The sequence below is a fragment of the Methylobacterium sp. 285MFTsu5.1 genome, from assembly GCF_000383455.1.
Lineage (GTDB): Bacteria > Pseudomonadota > Alphaproteobacteria > Rhizobiales > Beijerinckiaceae > Methylobacterium.
Genome location: NZ_KB911290.1, coordinates 74,991 through 90,618 on the forward strand (window position 1 = coordinate 74,991; position 15,628 = coordinate 90,618).

Annotated in this window: 16 protein-coding genes; 14 read left to right on the forward strand and 2 right to left on the reverse strand. The window is 72.6% G+C overall.

The features are described from left to right. The first annotated feature begins 12 nt into the window (after nucleotides 1–12). The 9 genes from puhA (at nucleotide 13) to H288_RS0124710 (ending at nucleotide 8,659) form a co-directional block, all read left to right on the forward strand. Nucleotides 13–792, forward strand: coding sequence for a photosynthetic reaction center subunit H (gene puhA, locus H288_RS0124670; RefSeq protein WP_020095255.1), 780 nt, complete (start codon nucleotides 13–15; stop codon nucleotides 790–792). Beyond that, nucleotides 789–1,439 (forward strand): photosynthetic complex putative assembly protein PuhB, encoded by a 651-nt coding sequence (gene puhB / locus H288_RS0124675; RefSeq protein WP_020095256.1) that lies wholly within the window; start codon nucleotides 789–791, stop codon nucleotides 1,437–1,439. Before puhA ends, puhB begins: the two co-directional genes overlap by 4 nt. An 11-nt stretch (nucleotides 1,440–1,450) precedes the next feature. Then, nucleotides 1,451–1,945, forward strand: a complete 495-nt coding sequence (puhC, locus tag H288_RS0124680) for a photosynthetic complex assembly protein PuhC (protein WP_020095257.1) — start codon at nucleotides 1,451–1,453, stop codon at nucleotides 1,943–1,945. After that, the gene (locus H288_RS0124685; RefSeq protein ID WP_020095258.1) at nucleotides 1,945–2,241 is read left to right on the forward strand and encodes a hypothetical protein; all 297 of its coding nucleotides are present in this window, start codon (nucleotides 1,945–1,947) and stop codon (nucleotides 2,239–2,241) included. Before puhC ends, H288_RS0124685 begins: the two co-directional genes overlap by 1 nt. Beyond that, nucleotides 2,238–3,326: a magnesium-protoporphyrin IX monomethyl ester (oxidative) cyclase gene (gene acsF / locus H288_RS0124690; protein WP_020095259.1), complete on the forward strand. Its 1,089-nt coding sequence runs from the start codon at nucleotides 2,238–2,240 to the stop codon at nucleotides 3,324–3,326. Before H288_RS0124685 ends, acsF begins: the two co-directional genes overlap by 4 nt. 1 nt (nucleotide 3,327) lies before the next feature. Continuing rightward, the gene (gene puhE, locus H288_RS0124695) at nucleotides 3,328–4,122 is read left to right on the forward strand and encodes a putative photosynthetic complex assembly protein PuhE (RefSeq protein WP_020095260.1); all 795 of its coding nucleotides are present in this window, start codon (nucleotides 3,328–3,330) and stop codon (nucleotides 4,120–4,122) included. Between the two features lie 112 nt (nucleotides 4,123–4,234). Then, entirely contained in the window at nucleotides 4,235–5,452 is a 1,218-nt protein-coding gene (hemA, locus tag H288_RS0124700; protein WP_020095261.1) for a 5-aminolevulinate synthase, read from the forward strand. Nucleotides 5,453–5,635: 183 nt separating this feature from the next. Beyond that, nucleotides 5,636–6,652, forward strand: coding sequence for a magnesium chelatase ATPase subunit I (bchI, locus tag H288_RS0124705; protein WP_020095262.1), 1,017 nt, complete (start codon nucleotides 5,636–5,638; stop codon nucleotides 6,650–6,652). 318 nt (nucleotides 6,653–6,970) lie between these two features. Further along, the gene (locus H288_RS0124710; protein ID WP_051123777.1) at nucleotides 6,971–8,659 is read left to right on the forward strand and encodes a magnesium chelatase subunit D; all 1,689 of its coding nucleotides are present in this window, start codon (nucleotides 6,971–6,973) and stop codon (nucleotides 8,657–8,659) included. A 31-nt stretch (nucleotides 8,660–8,690) separates the two neighbouring features. On the opposite strand, the gene H288_RS35745 is transcribed toward H288_RS0124710, so the two are convergent. Next, nucleotides 8,691–8,837 (reverse strand): hypothetical protein, encoded by a 147-nt coding sequence (locus tag H288_RS35745; RefSeq protein ID WP_020095264.1) that lies wholly within the window; start codon nucleotides 8,835–8,837, stop codon nucleotides 8,691–8,693. Between the two features lie 210 nt (nucleotides 8,838–9,047). Here H288_RS35745 and bchO point away from each other — a divergent pair, with 210 nt between their 5' ends. The 5 genes from bchO (at nucleotide 9,048) to H288_RS0124740 (ending at nucleotide 14,484) form a co-directional block, all read left to right on the forward strand. Next, entirely contained in the window at nucleotides 9,048–9,956 is a 909-nt protein-coding gene (gene bchO, locus H288_RS0124720) for an alpha/beta fold hydrolase BchO (protein WP_020095265.1), read from the forward strand. Between the two features lie 83 nt (nucleotides 9,957–10,039). Next, the gene (locus H288_RS0124725) at nucleotides 10,040–10,825 is read left to right on the forward strand and encodes a gamma-glutamyl-gamma-aminobutyrate hydrolase family protein (protein WP_026605260.1); all 786 of its coding nucleotides are present in this window, start codon (nucleotides 10,040–10,042) and stop codon (nucleotides 10,823–10,825) included. 295 nt (nucleotides 10,826–11,120) lie between these two features. Beyond that, entirely contained in the window at nucleotides 11,121–11,873 is a 753-nt protein-coding gene (gene gntA, locus H288_RS0124730; RefSeq protein WP_020095267.1) for a guanitoxin biosynthesis heme-dependent pre-guanitoxin N-hydroxylase GntA, read from the forward strand. A gap of 41 nt (nucleotides 11,874–11,914) precedes the next feature. Beyond that, the gene (locus H288_RS0124735; RefSeq protein WP_020095268.1) at nucleotides 11,915–12,526 is read left to right on the forward strand and encodes an urea carboxylase-associated family protein; all 612 of its coding nucleotides are present in this window, start codon (nucleotides 11,915–11,917) and stop codon (nucleotides 12,524–12,526) included. 218 nt (nucleotides 12,527–12,744) lie between these two features. Further along, complete coding sequence (locus H288_RS0124740; RefSeq protein WP_020095269.1) at nucleotides 12,745–14,484, forward strand: cache domain-containing protein; 1,740 nt, start codon at nucleotides 12,745–12,747, stop codon at nucleotides 14,482–14,484. A 35-nt stretch (nucleotides 14,485–14,519) separates the two neighbouring features. Here the strand turns inward: H288_RS0124740 and H288_RS0124745 are convergent, their stop codons facing one another. Further along, complete coding sequence (locus H288_RS0124745) at nucleotides 14,520–15,608, reverse strand: phytanoyl-CoA dioxygenase family protein (protein WP_043713080.1); 1,089 nt, start codon at nucleotides 15,606–15,608, stop codon at nucleotides 14,520–14,522. Nucleotides 15,609–15,628 lie beyond the last annotated feature (20 nt).

A 15,628-nucleotide genomic window follows, 5' to 3' on the forward strand; every position in this document is an offset into this window, starting at 1 on the left:
GGGAGGACAGCCATGCCAACCGGCGCACTTACGGGTTACGTCGACGTCGCCCAGGTCGTACTCTACGCGTTCTTCCTCTTCTTCGCGGGGCTGGTCTTCTGGCTGCGCCGGGAGGACCGGCGCGAGGGCTACCCGCTGGAGAACGAGACGGTCGGCCGCCGCAAGGCGGACGACCCGATCCTGATCCCCCGGTCCAAGGCGTTCCATCTGCCGGGCGGCGAGACGACCTACGCGCCGCAGGCGGTTCATGGCCGGGACGACATCGAGACCGGGATCCCGGCCCGCAAGGTCGAACCCTGGCCGGGCGCCCCCTACGAGCGCACGGAGACGTCGCTCCAGGCCGGCGTCGGCCCGGGCTCCTGGGTGCTGCGGCACGACGTGCACGACCGGACCTGGGACGACGAGATCCGCATCGTGCCCCTGCGGGTGGCGAAGAACTTCGTCATCCACGAGGACGGCCCGAACCCGATCGGCATGACGGTGTTCGGCACCGACAACGCGGTCGCGGGCGTGATCAGCGACGTCTGGGTCGACCGCGGCGAGTCGCTGATCCGCTACTACGAAGTCGAGCTCCCGACGGGCGGGCGCCGGCTGATGCCGACAACGTTCTGCCGGGCCGGCGGCTTCACCAAGACGGTGACGACCGAGGCTCTGCTCGCGAGCCAGTTCGCCGACATCCCCAGCACCCGCGACCCCGACAGCGTGACCTTCCTCGAGGAGGAGCGGATCATCTCGTATTTCGGCGCCGGCACGCTCTACGCGACGCCGGCCCGGGCGGAGCCCCTGATATGAGCGGCGACTTCCTCCCCGAGGGCACCCTGCGGGGTCTGCCCGGCCCGCTGCCGGCGGGCGAGCGCATCCTCTGGCAGGGTGCGCCGACGACCGCGGGCCTGCTGGTCCGGGTGTTCCACGCCCGCTTGGTGATCGCGTGGTTCTCGGTCTGCGCCGTGGCCTTCGGCCTCGCGGCGGGCTCGCCCGCGGCGGCGATCAAGGTGGTGGCGCCGACCCTGGTGATCGGCGCCGGCGCCGTCGCGCTGCTCTGGCTGCTCGCCTGGCTCACTCACCGGACGACGCTCTACACGGTGACCAACCGCCGCGTCGTGCTGCAGGCCGGCATCGCCCTGCCGGTGACCCACAACCTGCCCTTCGCGCAGATCGAGACGGCGGCCCTGCGGGCCTTCACGGATGGCAGCGGCGACCTGCCGCTGCGGTTGCGGCCGGGCCTCCGGATCGCCTACCTTCACATCTGGCCGCATGTCCGGCCCTGGCATCTCGCCCGGACCGAGCCCATGCTGCGCTCGGTGCCGGACGCGGACGCCGCGGCGGCGCTGCTGGCACGCGCCCTCGAGGCCCATGCCGACGGCACCGCGCCGCCGGTTCGGGTGGCGCGTCTCGGCCGAGCGGACGAGAATCCCGGCCGCCTCGTCGCGGCCGAATAGGGAGGGGCACGATGGGCGAGCGGGCGGAGGGCGCCAGCCGGGCCATGGCGGTCGCGGGACCGGCACCGGCGCTGCTGATGATCGGCGCCGGCGCGCTGATGGGCTTCACCATGCTGGCGGTCCTGATCGGCCGGAGCGAGAAGGTCGGCCTCGTCGCCCTGCCGCCCGCCAAGGTGGTGGAGCGCCTCGAGTTCCGCGCCGAGGATCAGGTCGACGGCTCGATCGCCCTGCGGGACGTCGCCGACCGGCACATCGTCGCCTGGATCCGTCCCGGCGAGGACGGGTTCCTGCGCGGGACCCTGCGGGGCCTCGCCCAGGCCCGCCAGCGGGAGGGCCTCGGCCCCGAGAAGCCCTTCAGCCTGACCCGCTACGACGACGGCCGCCTCGCGCTGGCCGACGAGGCCACCGGCCGCCGGGTGCCCCTGGAGGCCTTCGGGCCGACCAATGCCGGGGCCTTCGCGCGGCTGATGCCCGCGCCGGGCGCCCCCGCCGCGGAGACGCGGTGATGGGCCTGTTCGGCAGCCGCACCGTCACCGTGCCCTGCACGGTGGAGATCGAGCAGACGCCCGAGAGCCTGCACGCGCACGTGACCCTCGATGCCGGCTTCGAGATCGAGCCCGGCGACGAGGTCCAGGTCCACGACGCGCCGACCTCGGTGCCCTACGGCGAGCGCCTCACCGTGCGGCGCACCGCCACCGTGACGCGGGCCGGCGCGCTGGAGCGGGCCTGGACCAAGCTCATCGCGCATCTCGAGCTGACCGAACTCTACGAGGTCAGCTTTTCCGAGAGGAGGAAGCTGTGAACGCACCCGTCCCGCCACCCTCCGGCCAGCCCGTCCCGAAGACGCCGATCAATGAATCGACCCGCTCGGCGCAGGAGACGACCTTCCTCAGCCCGCGCTTCTACACGACCGATTTCGACGAGCTCGACCGCACGAACGTCGAGCCGGTGCGGCGCGACTGGGACATCCTGATCGCCGAGCTGCGCTCCGACCCGAACAAGCGCCACTTCACCCGCAACGAGGAGTTCGACTGCGACCTGTCGAAGATGGAGCCGGAGCTGCGGAAGGAGTTTTTGGACTTCCTCGTGTCGTCCATCACCGCCGAGTTCTCCGGCTGCGTCCTCTACGCCGAGATGCGCAAGCGGGCGAAGAACAAGGACATCAAGGAGCTGTTCGGCTTCATGAGCCGGGATGAAGCCCGCCACGCCGGCTTCATCAACGACACGCTCAAGGATTTCGGCATCGGCGTGGACCTGGGCTTCCTCACCAAGTCCAAGAAGTACACGTTCTTCCGGCCGAAGTTCATCTTCTACGCCACCTATCTGTCCGAGAAGATCGGCTACGCCCGCTACATCACGATCTTCCGCGAGCTGGAGCGGCACCCGGAGCGGCGCATCCACCCGATCTTCAAGTGGTTCGAGCTGTGGTGCAACGACGAGTTCCGCCACGGCGAGGCCTTCGCGCTGCTGATGCGCGCCAACCCGAAGCTGACGAGCGGCGTGAACCGCTACTGGATCCGGTTCTTCCTGCTCGCCGTCTTCGCCACGATGTACGTGCGCGACCATCACCGCCCGGCCTTCCACGCCGCGCTCGGCGTCGATCCCAGCGATTACGACTTCAAGGTCTTCCGGATCACCTCGGAGATTTCCCGCCAGACCTTCCCGCTGGAACTCGATATCGACAACCCGAAGTTCAAGGCGGGCCTCGACCGGCTGCTCGCCTGCTCCCGGGCGATCGCCGACGCCAAGGCGCGGGGCGGCCTCGTCGGCAAGGCCCTGCAGGGCCTCCACGCCGCCCGGGCGGCCGTGACCTTCGCGCGGCTCTATCTCCTGCCCGTCAAGGCCAACGCCCTGCCGGCCGACATCCGCCTCCAGCCGGTCTGGTAGCATGGGGACCTACGCCGCCCCGGTCCTGTATGCGGTCCTGCTCTGGTGGTTCTCCACCGGGCTGATCCTGCTGCTCGATCACGCCCCGCGGCGGACGCATCCGTGGAGCATGGCCGGGGCGACCCTCCTGCTCGCCGGCGCCCTGGTGGCGATCCGGTCCAGCGCCGCCGACACGAGCGCCACGGGGGCCTACACGGCCTTCACGGCGGCGCTCGTCGTCTGGGGCTGGCAGGAGATGAGCTACTACATGGGCTTCCTGTCGGGCCCGCGGCCCGTCGCCTGCGCGCCGAGCGTGCGCGGGCTCGACCGGTTCTTCGCCGCGCTCGCCACCAGCCTGTGGCACGAATTCGCCATCGTGGTCGGCGGCCTCGCGATCCTGGCGCTGGTCTGGGGCAGCCCCAACCGCTTCGCCCTGTGGACCTACGGCACGCTGGTGGTGATGAACCTGTCGGCGCGGCTCAACCTGTTCCTGGGGGTGCGCAACCTCCACGCCGAGTTCCTGCCGGACCATCTCGGCTACCTCGCCTGCTACCTGTCCCGGAAGCCGATGAACCTGCTGTTCCCGGTCTCGGTGAGCCTCGGGACCATCGCGGCGGCCCTGCTCGGGCGCGCGGCGCTGGGTGCCGACCTGCTGGAGCACGAGCTGATCGGCTTCACGGTCCTGGCGACGCTGACCGCGCTCGCCACCCTGGAGCACTGGTTCCTGATGCTGCCGCTGCCCTCGGCGGAGCTGTGGCGCTGGAGCCTGCCGGCCCGGGCGCCCGGGGAAGCGGCCGGGCCGCCGGACCACATGTAGGCCGAGGGATCACGAGCGGGCGACGCACGTCCACCAATCTGGAACTGGTCTTGTGCGAAGTCCGGTGTCACAGGCGGGATCAACCCGCAGGATTTGTTCGGGGAGAGGCGACATGGATTACGAGACCTTCTTCGGGGCTGAGATCGCCGGGCTCCACCGCGAGGGCCGCTACCGGGTCTTCACCGACCTCGAGCGCCACGCGGGCAACTTCCCGCACGCCACCCACCACCACGCGGCCGGCACCCGGCCCGTGACGGTCTGGTGCTCCAACGACTATCTCGGCATGGGCCAGCACCCGACCGTCACCGGGGCGATGCACGAGGCGATCGACCGCTGCGGCGCGGGCGCCGGCGGCACCCGGAACATCTCGGGCACCAACCACTACCACGTGCTGCTGGAGCGCGAGCTCGCCGACCTCCACGGCAAGGAGGCGGCCCTGCTGTTCACCTCCGGCTACGTGTCGAACTGGGCGGCGCTGGGGACCCTCGCGTCGCGCCTGCCGAACTGCGCGGTCTTCTCCGATTCCGAGAACCACGCCTCGATGATCGAGGGGATCCGGTTCTCGCGGGCCGAGCGCCACATCTTCCGCCACAACGACCCGGAGGACCTGAACCGCAAGCTCGCGCTGGTCGATCCCGCCCGGCCGAAGCTGGTGGCCTTCGAGTCGGTCTACTCGATGGACGGCGACATCGCGCCGATCGCCGAGATCTGCGACGTGGCCGAGGCCCACGGGGCGCTGACCTACCTGGACGAGGTCCACGCGGTCGGCCTCTACGGCGCACGCGGCGGCGGCATCTCGGAGCGGGACGGCGTCGCCCACCGGCTGGACGTGATCGAGGGCACGCTCGGCAAGGCCTTCGCGGTGCACGGCGGCTACATCACGGCGTCGGAAAAACTCTGCGACTTCGTGCGCAGCTTCGCGTCGGGCTTCATCTTCACCACCTCGCTGCCGCCGGCCGTCGCGGCGGGCGCGGCGGCGTCGATCCGCCACCTCAAGGAGAGCGGCGTCGAGCGGGCCCGGCATCAGGAGCGGGTGGCGAAGGTCCGGCAGGCGCTGGAGGCCGCCGACATCCCGACCATGCCGAACGACAGCCACATCGTGCCGGTGATGGTCTGCGATCCGGTGCTCTGCAAGGGGATCTCCGACACCCTGCTCGACGAGTTCGGCATCTACGTGCAGCCGATCAACTACCCGACGGTCGCCCGCGGCACCGAGCGCCTGCGGATCACCCCGTCGCCGCTGCACACCGACGCCGACATCGCCCATCTGGTCGAGGCGCTCACCACGATCTGGGGCCGGATCGGGCTCCGGCAGAAGGCGGCGGAGTAAGCGCGGGCGGGGGTTCCCTTCTCCCACCTTCGCCCTCATCCTGAGGTGCCCGCGTCAGCGGGCCTCGAAGGAGGGCTCCAGCCATCGCACGTCTTCTGGAGACCTCCTTCGAGGCCTCCGCTACGCTGCGGCACCTCAGGATGAGGGGGTGGGTTGGATGCCCCCGCAGCATCGAGTCATCGCGTGCCCACCTTCCCCTTCTCGGCCATCGTCGGCCAGGACGAGATGCGCCAGGCGCTGCTGATCGCGGCGGTGGACCCGGCGGTCGGCGGCGTGCTGGTCTTCGGCGACCGCGGCACCGGCAAGTCCACGGCGATCCGGGCGCTGGCCGCCCTGCTGCCGCCGATGCGGGCGGTGGTCGGCTGCCCGTACAATTGCGATCCCGAAAGTCCCGCAGAATCCTGTCCGCACTGCGCGAGCCTGCCGGGCGCGCGGAGAAAGTCCGAGAAAAAACCGGTGCCGGTGGTGGACCTGCCGCTGGGCGCCACCGAGGACCGGGTGGTCGGCACCCTCGACCTGGAGCGGGCGCTCGGCGCCGGCGTGAAGGCCTTCGAGCCGGGGCTGCTGGCCCGCGCCAACCGCGGCTTCCTCTACATCGACGAGGTCAACCTCCTCGAGGACCACCTCGTGGACCTCCTGCTCGACGTGGCGGCCTCCGGCGTCAACACGGTCGAGCGCGAGGGCCTGTCGCTCCGCCACCCGGCGCGGTTCGTCCTCGTCGGCTCCGGCAACCCGGAGGAGGGGGAGCTGCGGCCGCAGCTCCTCGACCGGTTCGGGCTGGCCTGCGAGGTCGCGACGCCGAGGGACATCCCCACCCGCATCGCGGTGGTGCGCGCCCGCGACGCCTACGAGCGCGACCCGGAGGGGTTCTGTGCTGCCCGTGAAGGCGAAGAGCGAAAGATTCAAAAAAGAATCCTGCTGGCACGGGAGCGCCTGCCATCGGTCACCGTGCCGGATGCCGCCCTGGAGCGCGCCGCGCGGCTCTGCCTCGCCCTCGGGACGGATGGCTTGCGCGGGGAACTGACCCTGATGCGCACGGCCCGGGCGCTCGCGGCGCTCGACGGCGCCGCGATGGTCACCGACGATCACCTCCGGCGCATCGCCCCGGCCGGCCTGCGCCACCGGCTGCGGCGCAACCCGCTCGACGAATCCGGATCCACCGCCCGGGTGGAGCGGGCGCTGGCGGAGGTCTTCGCGTGACGGCGCCGCTGCGCGCGCCCCGAGCGCGAGGGCGTTCATCGCGCGGCTCCGGCCGAGTCGGCGCGGAACGGAGCGCGGGGCCCCTCTCCCGTGCGGGCGAGGGACAGGGTGGAGGACGGGGACCGGCCGGACGAGGCTCGGCCCGAACGCGTCGCGCGCGTCTGCTCAGTCCTGGAACTCCGCATCCCGCACCCCGACCCTCTCCCGCCCGGGAGAGGGGGCCGGTCGCGCTCCGTCGCCCGCGTCGGGGTCCGATGGACGTGTCTGACCCTCGGCACCCGCTCGGGAGCGGGGCCCTGTCGCGCCCCGCTCGAGCCGATGCCTGAACATCGCCGTCCCGCAGAGCAGGGAGGGACACCGACCTGCGCCTGGGCCGATGCCCGCCTGGCCGCCCGGCTTCTCGCCGCGAACCCGCACGGGCTCGGCGGCGCGGTGCTGCGGGCCCCCGCCGGGCCCGTGCGCGAGCGCTGGCTCGACAGCGTGCGGGCGGCGCTGCCCCCGGGAACGCCCTGGCGGCGCCTGCCGCCCGGCATCGGCGACGACGGCCTGCTCGGCGGCCTGGATCTCGCCGCGACCCTGGCGGCGGGCCGCCCCGTCGCGCGGGCCGGCCTGCTGGCGGAGGCCGATGGCGGGATCGTCGTCGTCCCCATGGCCGAGCGTCTGCCTCCGGGCACCGCGTCGCGGCTCGCCGCCGCCCTCGACACCGGCACGGTCTCGGACCGCGGCGCCCGGTTCGGCCTGATCCTCCTCGACGAGGGCGTGGCGGACGAGACGGTCGCCGAGGCGCTGGCCGATCGCCTCGCCTTCCGGCTGGACCTGAGCGGGCTCGGCCTCGCGGACGCCGCGGCGGCCGAGCCGGAACCCGCCCCGGGCGCGCCGGAGCCCGACCCGGTCGGGAGCCTCTGCGCCCTGGCCGAGGCCTTCGGGATCGCGTCGCTGCGCGGCCCGATCCTGGCGGCGCGCGTGGCGCGCGCCCTCGCGGGAGACGGGCCGATCGGCCAGGGGGCGATCGTGGCGGCCGGGCGCCTCGTCCTGGCGCCGCGGGCGACGCGCCTGCCCGCACCGGAGCAGCCCGCCCCCGAGACCGCGGAGGCGCCGGCGGAGCCGCCCGAGCCGAACGACGCGGAGGAGGCGTCGGGTCCGGCCGCAGAGGCGCCCGACGACGTCGTGCTGGAGGCGGTGCGCGCCGCGATCCCGCCGAACCTCCTCGACCAGCTTCTGGCGGGCGCGCAGCGTCTCCCGGCCGCGAAGGCCGGCCGGGTCGGGCAGGCGGCCTCGGCCCGCACCGGCCGCCCCGTGGGCAGCCGGCGGGGCGACCCGCGGCGGGGACGGCTCGACCTGCTCGCCACTCTGCGGGCGGCGGCGCCCTGGCAGGCCGTCCGCAGAGTAGAAGGAGAGACGCGCCGCATCGTGGTGCGGCGGGACGATCTGCGGATCCGGATCCTCAAGCAGCGGACCGAGACCACCACGGTGTTCTGCGTGGACGCCTCGGGCTCGGCCGCCCTGGAGCGGCTGGCGGAGGCCAAGGGCGCGGTCGAGCTGCTGCTGGCGGAGGCCTATGTCCGGCGGGACCGGGTGGCGCTGGTGGCGTTCCGCGGCACCGGCGCGGATCTCGTTCTGCCGCCGACCCGGTCGCTCACCCGGGCCAAGCGCGGGCTCTCGGGACTGCCGGGCGGAGGCGGGACGCCGCTCGCGGCGGGGATCGACGCCGCGGTCGCGGTGGCGCTGGGCGTGCGCCGCGGCGGCAGCCGGCCGGCAATCGTGCTGCTGACCGACGGGCGCGCCAACGTCGCGCGGTCGGGGGAGGGGGGACGGGCCCGGGCGGGCGCGGAGGCGCTGCAGGCGGCCCGAGCCCTGCGTGCGGCCGGGCTGCCGGCCCTCGTGGTCGATACCGGCACGCGGGGCGACGAGGCCCGTTCTGTGGCGGACGCGATGGGCGCCCGCTACCTGAAGCTACCCCGGGCCGAGGCCGGTCAGCTCAGCGCGGCGGTGCGGGCGGCGCTCTGAGCGCCGCACCCGTCACCCCCGCGACAGGGTGTCAGAGGTCGCCGCCGATGCCGCTGTCGGCGAGGCGCTGGTGGTGGGCGAGCCAGGAGCTCAGCATCTCGCGGACGATGGCCTTGAGGCTCCAGCCGCCGGAGACCGGAGCGGCGATGTTCTGGGTCGAGGAGGTGAAGAGGATCATGACCTTCTCCGGAGTTGGTGGACGCGTCTTGTTCTTGCTCGCCCGAGATATGCCGTTGCTGTTGCAGCGCAGCAATCGGTCTCCGCTCACCGGTGGCATGCGGCCGCCGCATAGGATTGTTCAGTGTTACGAAATACTTCCGGCCATGAACGATAGCGCCGCCGTCGCCCCTGGATCGTCCGGCCATGCCGCAGTGCAGGATACGCGCGCATGCTGACCGGCTTCGACGCGGACCGGCCCGACTGGGCCGTGGAGGGCCGGGACTGGCCCCATCGGGAGGCCAGCCGCTTCGTGGAGGCGGCCGGCCTCCGCTGGCACGTCCAGGAATACGGGCCTCCGGACGCCCCGATGCTGCTGCTCCTGCACGGGACCGGGGCGGCCACGCATTCGTGGCGCGGGCTGGCGCCGCTCCTCGCGCGCGACTTCTCCGTGATCGCCCCGGACCTGCCGGGCCACGGCTTCACGGACCCGCTGCCCGACGCCGACCTGTCGCTGCCCGGCATGGCCCGGGCCGTGGCGGGCCTCGTTGCGGCGCTCGGCCGGCCGCCGGTCCTGGCGGCGGGCCACTCGGCCGGCGCCGCCGTCCTCGCGCGGATGTGCCTCGACGGCACCATCGCGCCCCGGCTGCTGGCGGCGTTCAACGGCGCTCTCGCGCCGCTGCCGGGGGCGGCGAACCTGCTGTTCCCCAGCATGGCGCGCCTCCTGTTCCTCAACCCCTTCACCCCCCGGATCTTCGCCTGGACGGCGGACCGGTCCGCGGCCAAGCGCCTGATCGAGGGGACCGGCTCGCGCCTCGACCCGGAGGGGGTCGACCTCTACCGGCGGCTCTTCGCCCGGGCCGGCCATGTCCGCGGGGCGCTGGGCATGATGGCGAACTGGGATCTCGCCGGGCTGCACCGGGCGCTGCCCGGCCTCGCCACCCGGACCCTGCTGATCGTCGGCGGCGACGACAAGGCCATCCTGCCGGACACCGCCTTCGCCCTGCGCGACCGCATGCCCGACGCCCGCGTCCGCCTGATCCGGGGGCTGGGCCACCTCGCCCACGAGGAGGCGCCGGAGCGCGTGGCCGAGGTCCTCCGCGCCGAGGCTTCGGACGCGGGCGTTCTGTCGCCGCCGTGAGCCGGACGGGACTGGCGCCGGCCTTGCGTGGGTCGTAGAGCCTGCCGCGGCGGGCAGGGCAGGATCGAGGAGCGGCCGGAACGATGGCGAGACCCGTGATCGGCGTCATCGGCAACGCGCGCCTGATCGACAGCCGCTTCCCGGCGCAGATCGTCGGCGAGAACAACATGCGGGCGGTCGCCGCGGTGGCCGGCGCCCTGCCGCTGATGTTCGCCGCCGTCCCGACGATCACCGACCTCGGGGACCTCCTCGACACCGTGGACGGCGTCCTGCTCACGGGGGGCCGCGCCAACGTCCATCCGGCGCGCTTCAACACCGAGCCCTGCGCGGCGCACGAGCCCTACGACGAGGATCGCGACGCCGTGGCGCTGCCCCTGATCGAGGCCTGCGTGGCGGGGGGCGTGCCGCTGTTCGGCATCTGCCGCGGCTTCCAGGAGATGAACGTCGCCTTCGGGGGCAGCCTGCACCCGGAGATCCGCGATCTGCCGGGCCGGCTCAACCACCGCATGCCGCGCCTCGCGAACGGCGAGATCCACCCGGACCTGGAATTGATCTTCGCCGACCGTCACGAGGTCCGGCTGACGCCCGGGGGCGCCTTCGCCCGCCTCCTGGAGCGCGAGACGATCCGGGTGAACTCCCTGCACGGCCAGGGCATCCTGGAGCCGGGCGGCCGGATCGTGATCGAGGGCCTCGCCGAGGATGACACGGTCGAGGCGATCCGCGTCCGCGACGCGGCGGGCTTCGCGCTGGGCGTCCAGTGGCACGCCGAGCACGATCCGGCGACCAACCCGATCAACCGCACGCTGTTCGAGGCCTTCGGGGCCGCGGCGGCGACGCGGCACCGGGCGCGGCGGGCCGGCCGGGGATGAGCCGCTCGCGCGCTGGGACGACCCAGTGCAGAGGCCGCGCGTGGCAGCACAGCGCCGGCACACCGCCGGCACCAGGAGTCTTTCCGGCCTTAACCTATGTTTATTCGCTGGCGCTGATCCACGGAATATTGGCTGTCCATCCGCACAGATCTTGATCACACGCGACCGGATTCACCTTATCCCCCGGACGACCTGTCGCAGGACGGAACAGTGGCCTCGCGGTGGTGTTCCCGGAGTCCCGAACAGCGGCCGCCTCGCGTGGAGGCCGGCCGCGCAGAGACCGGGCAGGCCCTGCATGCATCTCCCCCGCGACGACCGAGAGCACCCCCGTGCCGAGGCCTTCCGCGACTTCATCCGGAACCCGCCCTTCCCCTGCGTGGGCGCCAAGTCGGCCCTGTCCCGCGGGCGGATGCGGATCGTGGTGGCCCGGGACATCACCTCGGGCTGGGACGACATGCGGATCTACCCGGCGCTGCTCGCCTTCGTGGCGCAGTACCGGGCGCAGCCCGACCTGTTCCAGAGCTTCGCGGTCGTGTTCGAGGGGCCGGGCGACCTCTCGGAGGAGGCGTTCGAGCACAACCTCTGGGCGCGCGCGCAATCCCTGACCGACAAGGACGCCTGGCTCGGCCAGCCCCACGATGCCCGCGTGGCCGAGGATCCCGACAACCCGCACTTCTCCCTGAGCTTCGGCGGCGAGGCGTTCTTCGTCGTCGGGCTGCACCCGCAGGCGAGCCGGCCGGCGCGGCGCTTCTCGTCGCCGGTCCTGGTCTTCAACCTGCACGCGCAGTTCGAGCGGTTGCGGGCGGAGGGACGCTACGAGAAGCTGCGCGCCGCGATCCTGGAGCGCGACGAGGCCCTCGCTGGCAGCGTGAACCCGATGCTGGCGCGCCACGGCGAGGCCTCGGAGGCGCGCCAGTACAGCGGCCGCGCGGTCGACGCGGACTGGCGCTGCCCGATGAAGGGCCGACCGGCGCCGGCCCCGGAGGCCCGGGACTGGAACCCGCCGGCCCTGCCCTTCGATTGCGGGCTGCCGGGCAGCGGCGCCTGAGCCGGTCGGATCCGGTCCCCAGTACGGAGCGAGCCACCCCCATGTGCCAACCCACCCTGTGCCAGGCCGACGTGCAGACGATCGCGCCGCGCTCCGGCGTCGCCTTCACGCTCGACCGGGGCCAGCGCCTCACGGTGATCGACCCGTGCGGGGAGCAGGTGGCCGACCTCCTCGCCTTCAACCGCCACGATACGGGAGAGGTGATCTCGTCGGGCCGGACCCTCGACTACGCCAGCCGGATCTACCTCACCACCGGCGACCCGCTCTACTCGAACCGCTCGAAGATCCTGCTGCGGATCCTCGAGGATACGGTCGGCCGGCACGATTTCCTGCTGACGCCGTGCTCGGCCGACACGTTCCGCATCATCTACGGCGACGCGAACCCGCATCGCGGCTGCTTCGGCAACCTCGCGGCGGCGCTCGCACCCTACGGCATCGCGCCGGACGCGATCCCGGTGGCGTTCAACTGCTTCATGAACGTGCCGATCGACGGCGCGACCGGGGCGCTCACCGTGGCGCCGCCCCTCAGCCGGGCGGGGGACCGGATCGTGTTCGTGGCCGAGACCGACCTGATCATCGGGCTCACCGCCTGCTCGGCCCTGCAGTCGAACAACGGCAGCTTCAAGCCGATCCACTACAGCGTGAGCGCCTAGCTGCGGGCCCTCAAAAGCCCCGGCCCGATCCCGATATTGATCCATGTAAAGCTGTAGACTGTATCGCATTCAATGACTTGACATCGATATTCACCCACTGACTGCCGGCGAACGGCCGCAGGTCTTTGCGATTTACTAACCCGAATGCACGAGGTTGAGCCCGTACGGCGCCCACGGCGAGTCCCCGCCGGCCGCAGGCTCCCTGTTCCGGTGCTCGGATGACCCCCACGCAGACCAGCCGCCCGCCCGCCGACCGTGCCGCGCCGTGGCAGCGCCTCGCCGATCTCCGGCTTCGCCACAAGCTCGCGGCCGTGATGGCCCTGGTGCTCCTGGCCATCGGCGCCCTCAGCGCCCTGAGCTTCCTCGACATGCGCGGCTCGGCGCTCGAGGACCGCGCGCTGATGACCAAGCGCCTGACCGAGGTCGCGCAGAGCCTGCTCGTCCACTACGAGGCGCAGGCCCGGACAGGCCAGATGCCCGTCGCCGACGCGCAGAAGGCCGCGCTCGCGGCGATCACCGCCCTGCGCTTCGGCAGCGAGGACTACTTCTTCGTCCTCGACGACCGGGGCCACCTGATCGCCAACGCCTTCAACGCCAAGAACGTCGGCAAGCAGGTGGTGGACCAGACCGACGTCCCCGGCGGCAAGCGCTACTTCGCCGAGATGGTCGAGACCGCCAAGCGCGACGGCTCCGGCTTCGTCGACTACATGAAGCCGCGCCCCGGCGGGTCCGTGCCGGTGGAGAAGGTCGCGAGCGTGCAGATGTTCAAGCCGTGGGGCTGGATCGTCGCCACCGGCCTGTACCGGGACGACGTCCACGCGGCCGTGCGCGACCGCGCGATCACCATCGGCCTCTGGTCCGCCGGCCTCGCCCTGCCGATCCTGGCGCTGCTCCTGCTCGTCGGCAACGGCCTGTCGCGCCCGATCACCCGCCTGACCGCGGCGATGCGCGGCCTAGCGGACGGCGACCTCGCGGTGACGGTCGCCGACCAGCGCCGCGGCGACGAGGTCGGCGCCATGGCGCGCGCCGTCCAGGTGTTCAAGGACGCCCTGATCGCCAAGCGCGCCGCCGACGCGGCCGCCGTCGCGGAGAACGACGCGAAGATGCGCCGCGCCCAGATGCTCGACACGGTCACCGCCCGGTTCGACGCGCAGGTCAGCGCGCTGACGCAGGGCCTGTCGGCGGCAGCGGTGGAGATGGAGGCCACGGCCCGGGAGATGACGCGCACCGCCGCGCGGACCACCGACCAGTCGGTGCGCGTCGCCGCGACCTCCGAGCAGACCTCCAGCAACGTGCAGACCGTGGCGGCGGCCAGCGAGGAGATGGCCGCCTCGATCAACGAGATCGCGTCCCGCGTCGCCCAGTCTTCCGCGATGGCCGACCGGGCCGGCACGGACGTGGCCCAGACCAACGCCCTGATGCAGGTGCTCGCCCGCGGCACGGACCAGATCAGCGAGGTGATGGGCCTGATCGCCGGGATCGCCGGGCAGACCAACCTGCTGGCCCTCAACGCCACCATCGAGGCCGCGCGCGCCGGCGAGGCCGGCAAGGGCTTCGCCGTGGTGGCGGGCGAGGTGAAGGCGCTGGCCTCGCAGACGGCCCGGGCGACCGAGACCATCGCGACGCAGATCGCCGCCATCCAGAACGAGACCCGCCAGGCGGTCGAGTCGATGCGGACGATCGGCGGCACGATCGACGAGATGCGCACGGTGGCGCTCAGCGTGGCCGCCGCCATGGAGGAGCAGGGCGCGGCGACGAGCGAGATCGTCCGCAACGTCACCCAGGCGGCGCAGGGCACCCAGGCGGTGAGCACCGACATCGCCGACGTCCGGCAGGCGGCCCGCGAGACCGGCGCGGCCTCCGACCAGGTGCTCAGCGCCGCGCAGGAGCTGGCCCGCTACTCGACGAGCCTCGGCCAGGAGGTCACGACCTTCCTGGCCGCCGTGAAGGCCGCCTGAGGGCGGGGTCGCCGGACCGCCCGGCGACCCCGCCCTTACAGGCTGATCCGCTCGCGCACCGCGATGTCGGGGCTCGACGCGCCGCAGGTCGGCAGGCTCTCGACGGGGCCGTGCACCGCCGACGTCGTCGCCGAGAGGTCGTGGTAGCAGATGCAGCCTTCCGCGAAGTAGTGGTGCACCAGGGCCTTGCGGGAGCGCTGCATGTCGGCCCGCGCGGAACCGCCGTGCAGCAGGTTCGCGTGCCAGAACAGCACGTCGCCCTTGCGCGCCGTGAAGTAGGCCGGCGTCGCCCCGTGCTCCCGGATCTCCTGCTTGATCGCCGGTTCGTAGCGCTCGGAATAGGCACCGTAGCCGCGCTCGCGGAACTCGTCCGTGGTGATGCCGACGTCGTGGCTGAACAGGTACGGCAGGCGGTGGGTGCCGGGATAGTAGACCAGCGGCCCCGCATCCGCGTGGATGTCCTCCATGGCGACCCAGCAGGCGGCCAGGTAGCCGAGCGGGTAGGTCGTCATGTGGATCGAGTCCGAGTGCTCGGATTGCTGGCTGCCCTTGTGGGACGCGATGGTCTGGAACGGGATCGCGGGGCGGCCCAGCACCATGCTGCTGAAGTTCATCAGCACGGGGTGCTTCAGCAGCCGGTCGATCGCCTCGACCTTCAGGTGCGGGTTGAGGTAGCGGCCCGGATGGGGATCGTCCGGCGCCGCCTTCTCGGGGGCGAGGGTCAGGTCGCCGCCGGCGATCGCGGCCTCGTAGGCGGCCCAGACCTCGTCGATCGTGTCGGGATCGATCGCGCCGCGCAGGACGTAGTAGCCGTGCTCCACCCAGGACCGGCAGATCTCGGCCTGCCGGGGCGTGATCTCCCGGCGCGCGACGCGGCGCGCGACGATGTCGAGGGCGTCGGGCTGATCGAGCCAGGGGCTCGGCCCGGATTCCGGGAAGCTCTCGGCCCGGAACACCTTGATGCAGCCGATATCGACCGGAATGTCGGCGTCGACCGTGTGGGACGGCGCGGGCGGCAGGTGGGGCGCGAGGGGCGGGACGTCGTCGCGCCCGAGGGCGAGGTTGCGCACCGTGGTCCCCACCGTGCGCGCCAGCGATGCAGCGCGCGCAAACCCCTGAGCCATCGTCTCAACCCGCCGGTTCC

Excerpts from the sequence above, each read along its gene's own strand:
- H288_RS0124710 (WP_051123777.1), top strand. The coding sequence starts at position 6,971 with ATGCCTGAACATCGCCGTCCCGCAGAGCAGGGAGGGACACCGACCTGC.
- H288_RS0124685 (WP_020095258.1), top strand. The coding sequence starts at position 1,945 with ATGGGCCTGTTCGGCAGCCGCACCGTCACCGTGCCCTGCACGGTGGAG.
- H288_RS0124740 (WP_020095269.1), top strand. The coding sequence starts at position 12,745 with ATGACCCCCACGCAGACCAGCCGCCCGCCCGCCGACCGTGCCGCGCCG.
- puhB (WP_020095256.1), top strand. The coding sequence starts at position 789 with ATGAGCGGCGACTTCCTCCCCGAGGGCACCCTGCGGGGTCTGCCCGGC.
- bchO (WP_020095265.1), top strand. The coding sequence starts at position 9,048 with ATGCTGACCGGCTTCGACGCGGACCGGCCCGACTGGGCCGTGGAGGGC.
- hemA (WP_020095261.1), top strand. The coding sequence starts at position 4,235 with ATGGATTACGAGACCTTCTTCGGGGCTGAGATCGCCGGGCTCCACCGC.
- puhE (WP_020095260.1), top strand. The coding sequence starts at position 3,328 with ATGGGGACCTACGCCGCCCCGGTCCTGTATGCGGTCCTGCTCTGGTGG.
- gntA (WP_020095267.1), top strand. The coding sequence starts at position 11,121 with ATGCATCTCCCCCGCGACGACCGAGAGCACCCCCGTGCCGAGGCCTTC.
- H288_RS0124745 (WP_043713080.1), bottom strand. The coding sequence starts at position 15,608 with ATGGCTCAGGGGTTTGCGCGCGCTGCATCGCTGGCGCGCACGGTGGGG.
- H288_RS0124735 (WP_020095268.1), top strand. The coding sequence starts at position 11,915 with ATGTGCCAACCCACCCTGTGCCAGGCCGACGTGCAGACGATCGCGCCG.
- H288_RS0124725 (WP_026605260.1), top strand. The coding sequence starts at position 10,040 with ATGGCGAGACCCGTGATCGGCGTCATCGGCAACGCGCGCCTGATCGAC.
- puhC (WP_020095257.1), top strand. The coding sequence starts at position 1,451 with ATGGGCGAGCGGGCGGAGGGCGCCAGCCGGGCCATGGCGGTCGCGGGA.
- H288_RS35745 (WP_020095264.1), bottom strand. The coding sequence starts at position 8,837 with ATGATCCTCTTCACCTCCTCGACCCAGAACATCGCCGCTCCGGTCTCC.
- puhA (WP_020095255.1), top strand. The coding sequence starts at position 13 with ATGCCAACCGGCGCACTTACGGGTTACGTCGACGTCGCCCAGGTCGTA.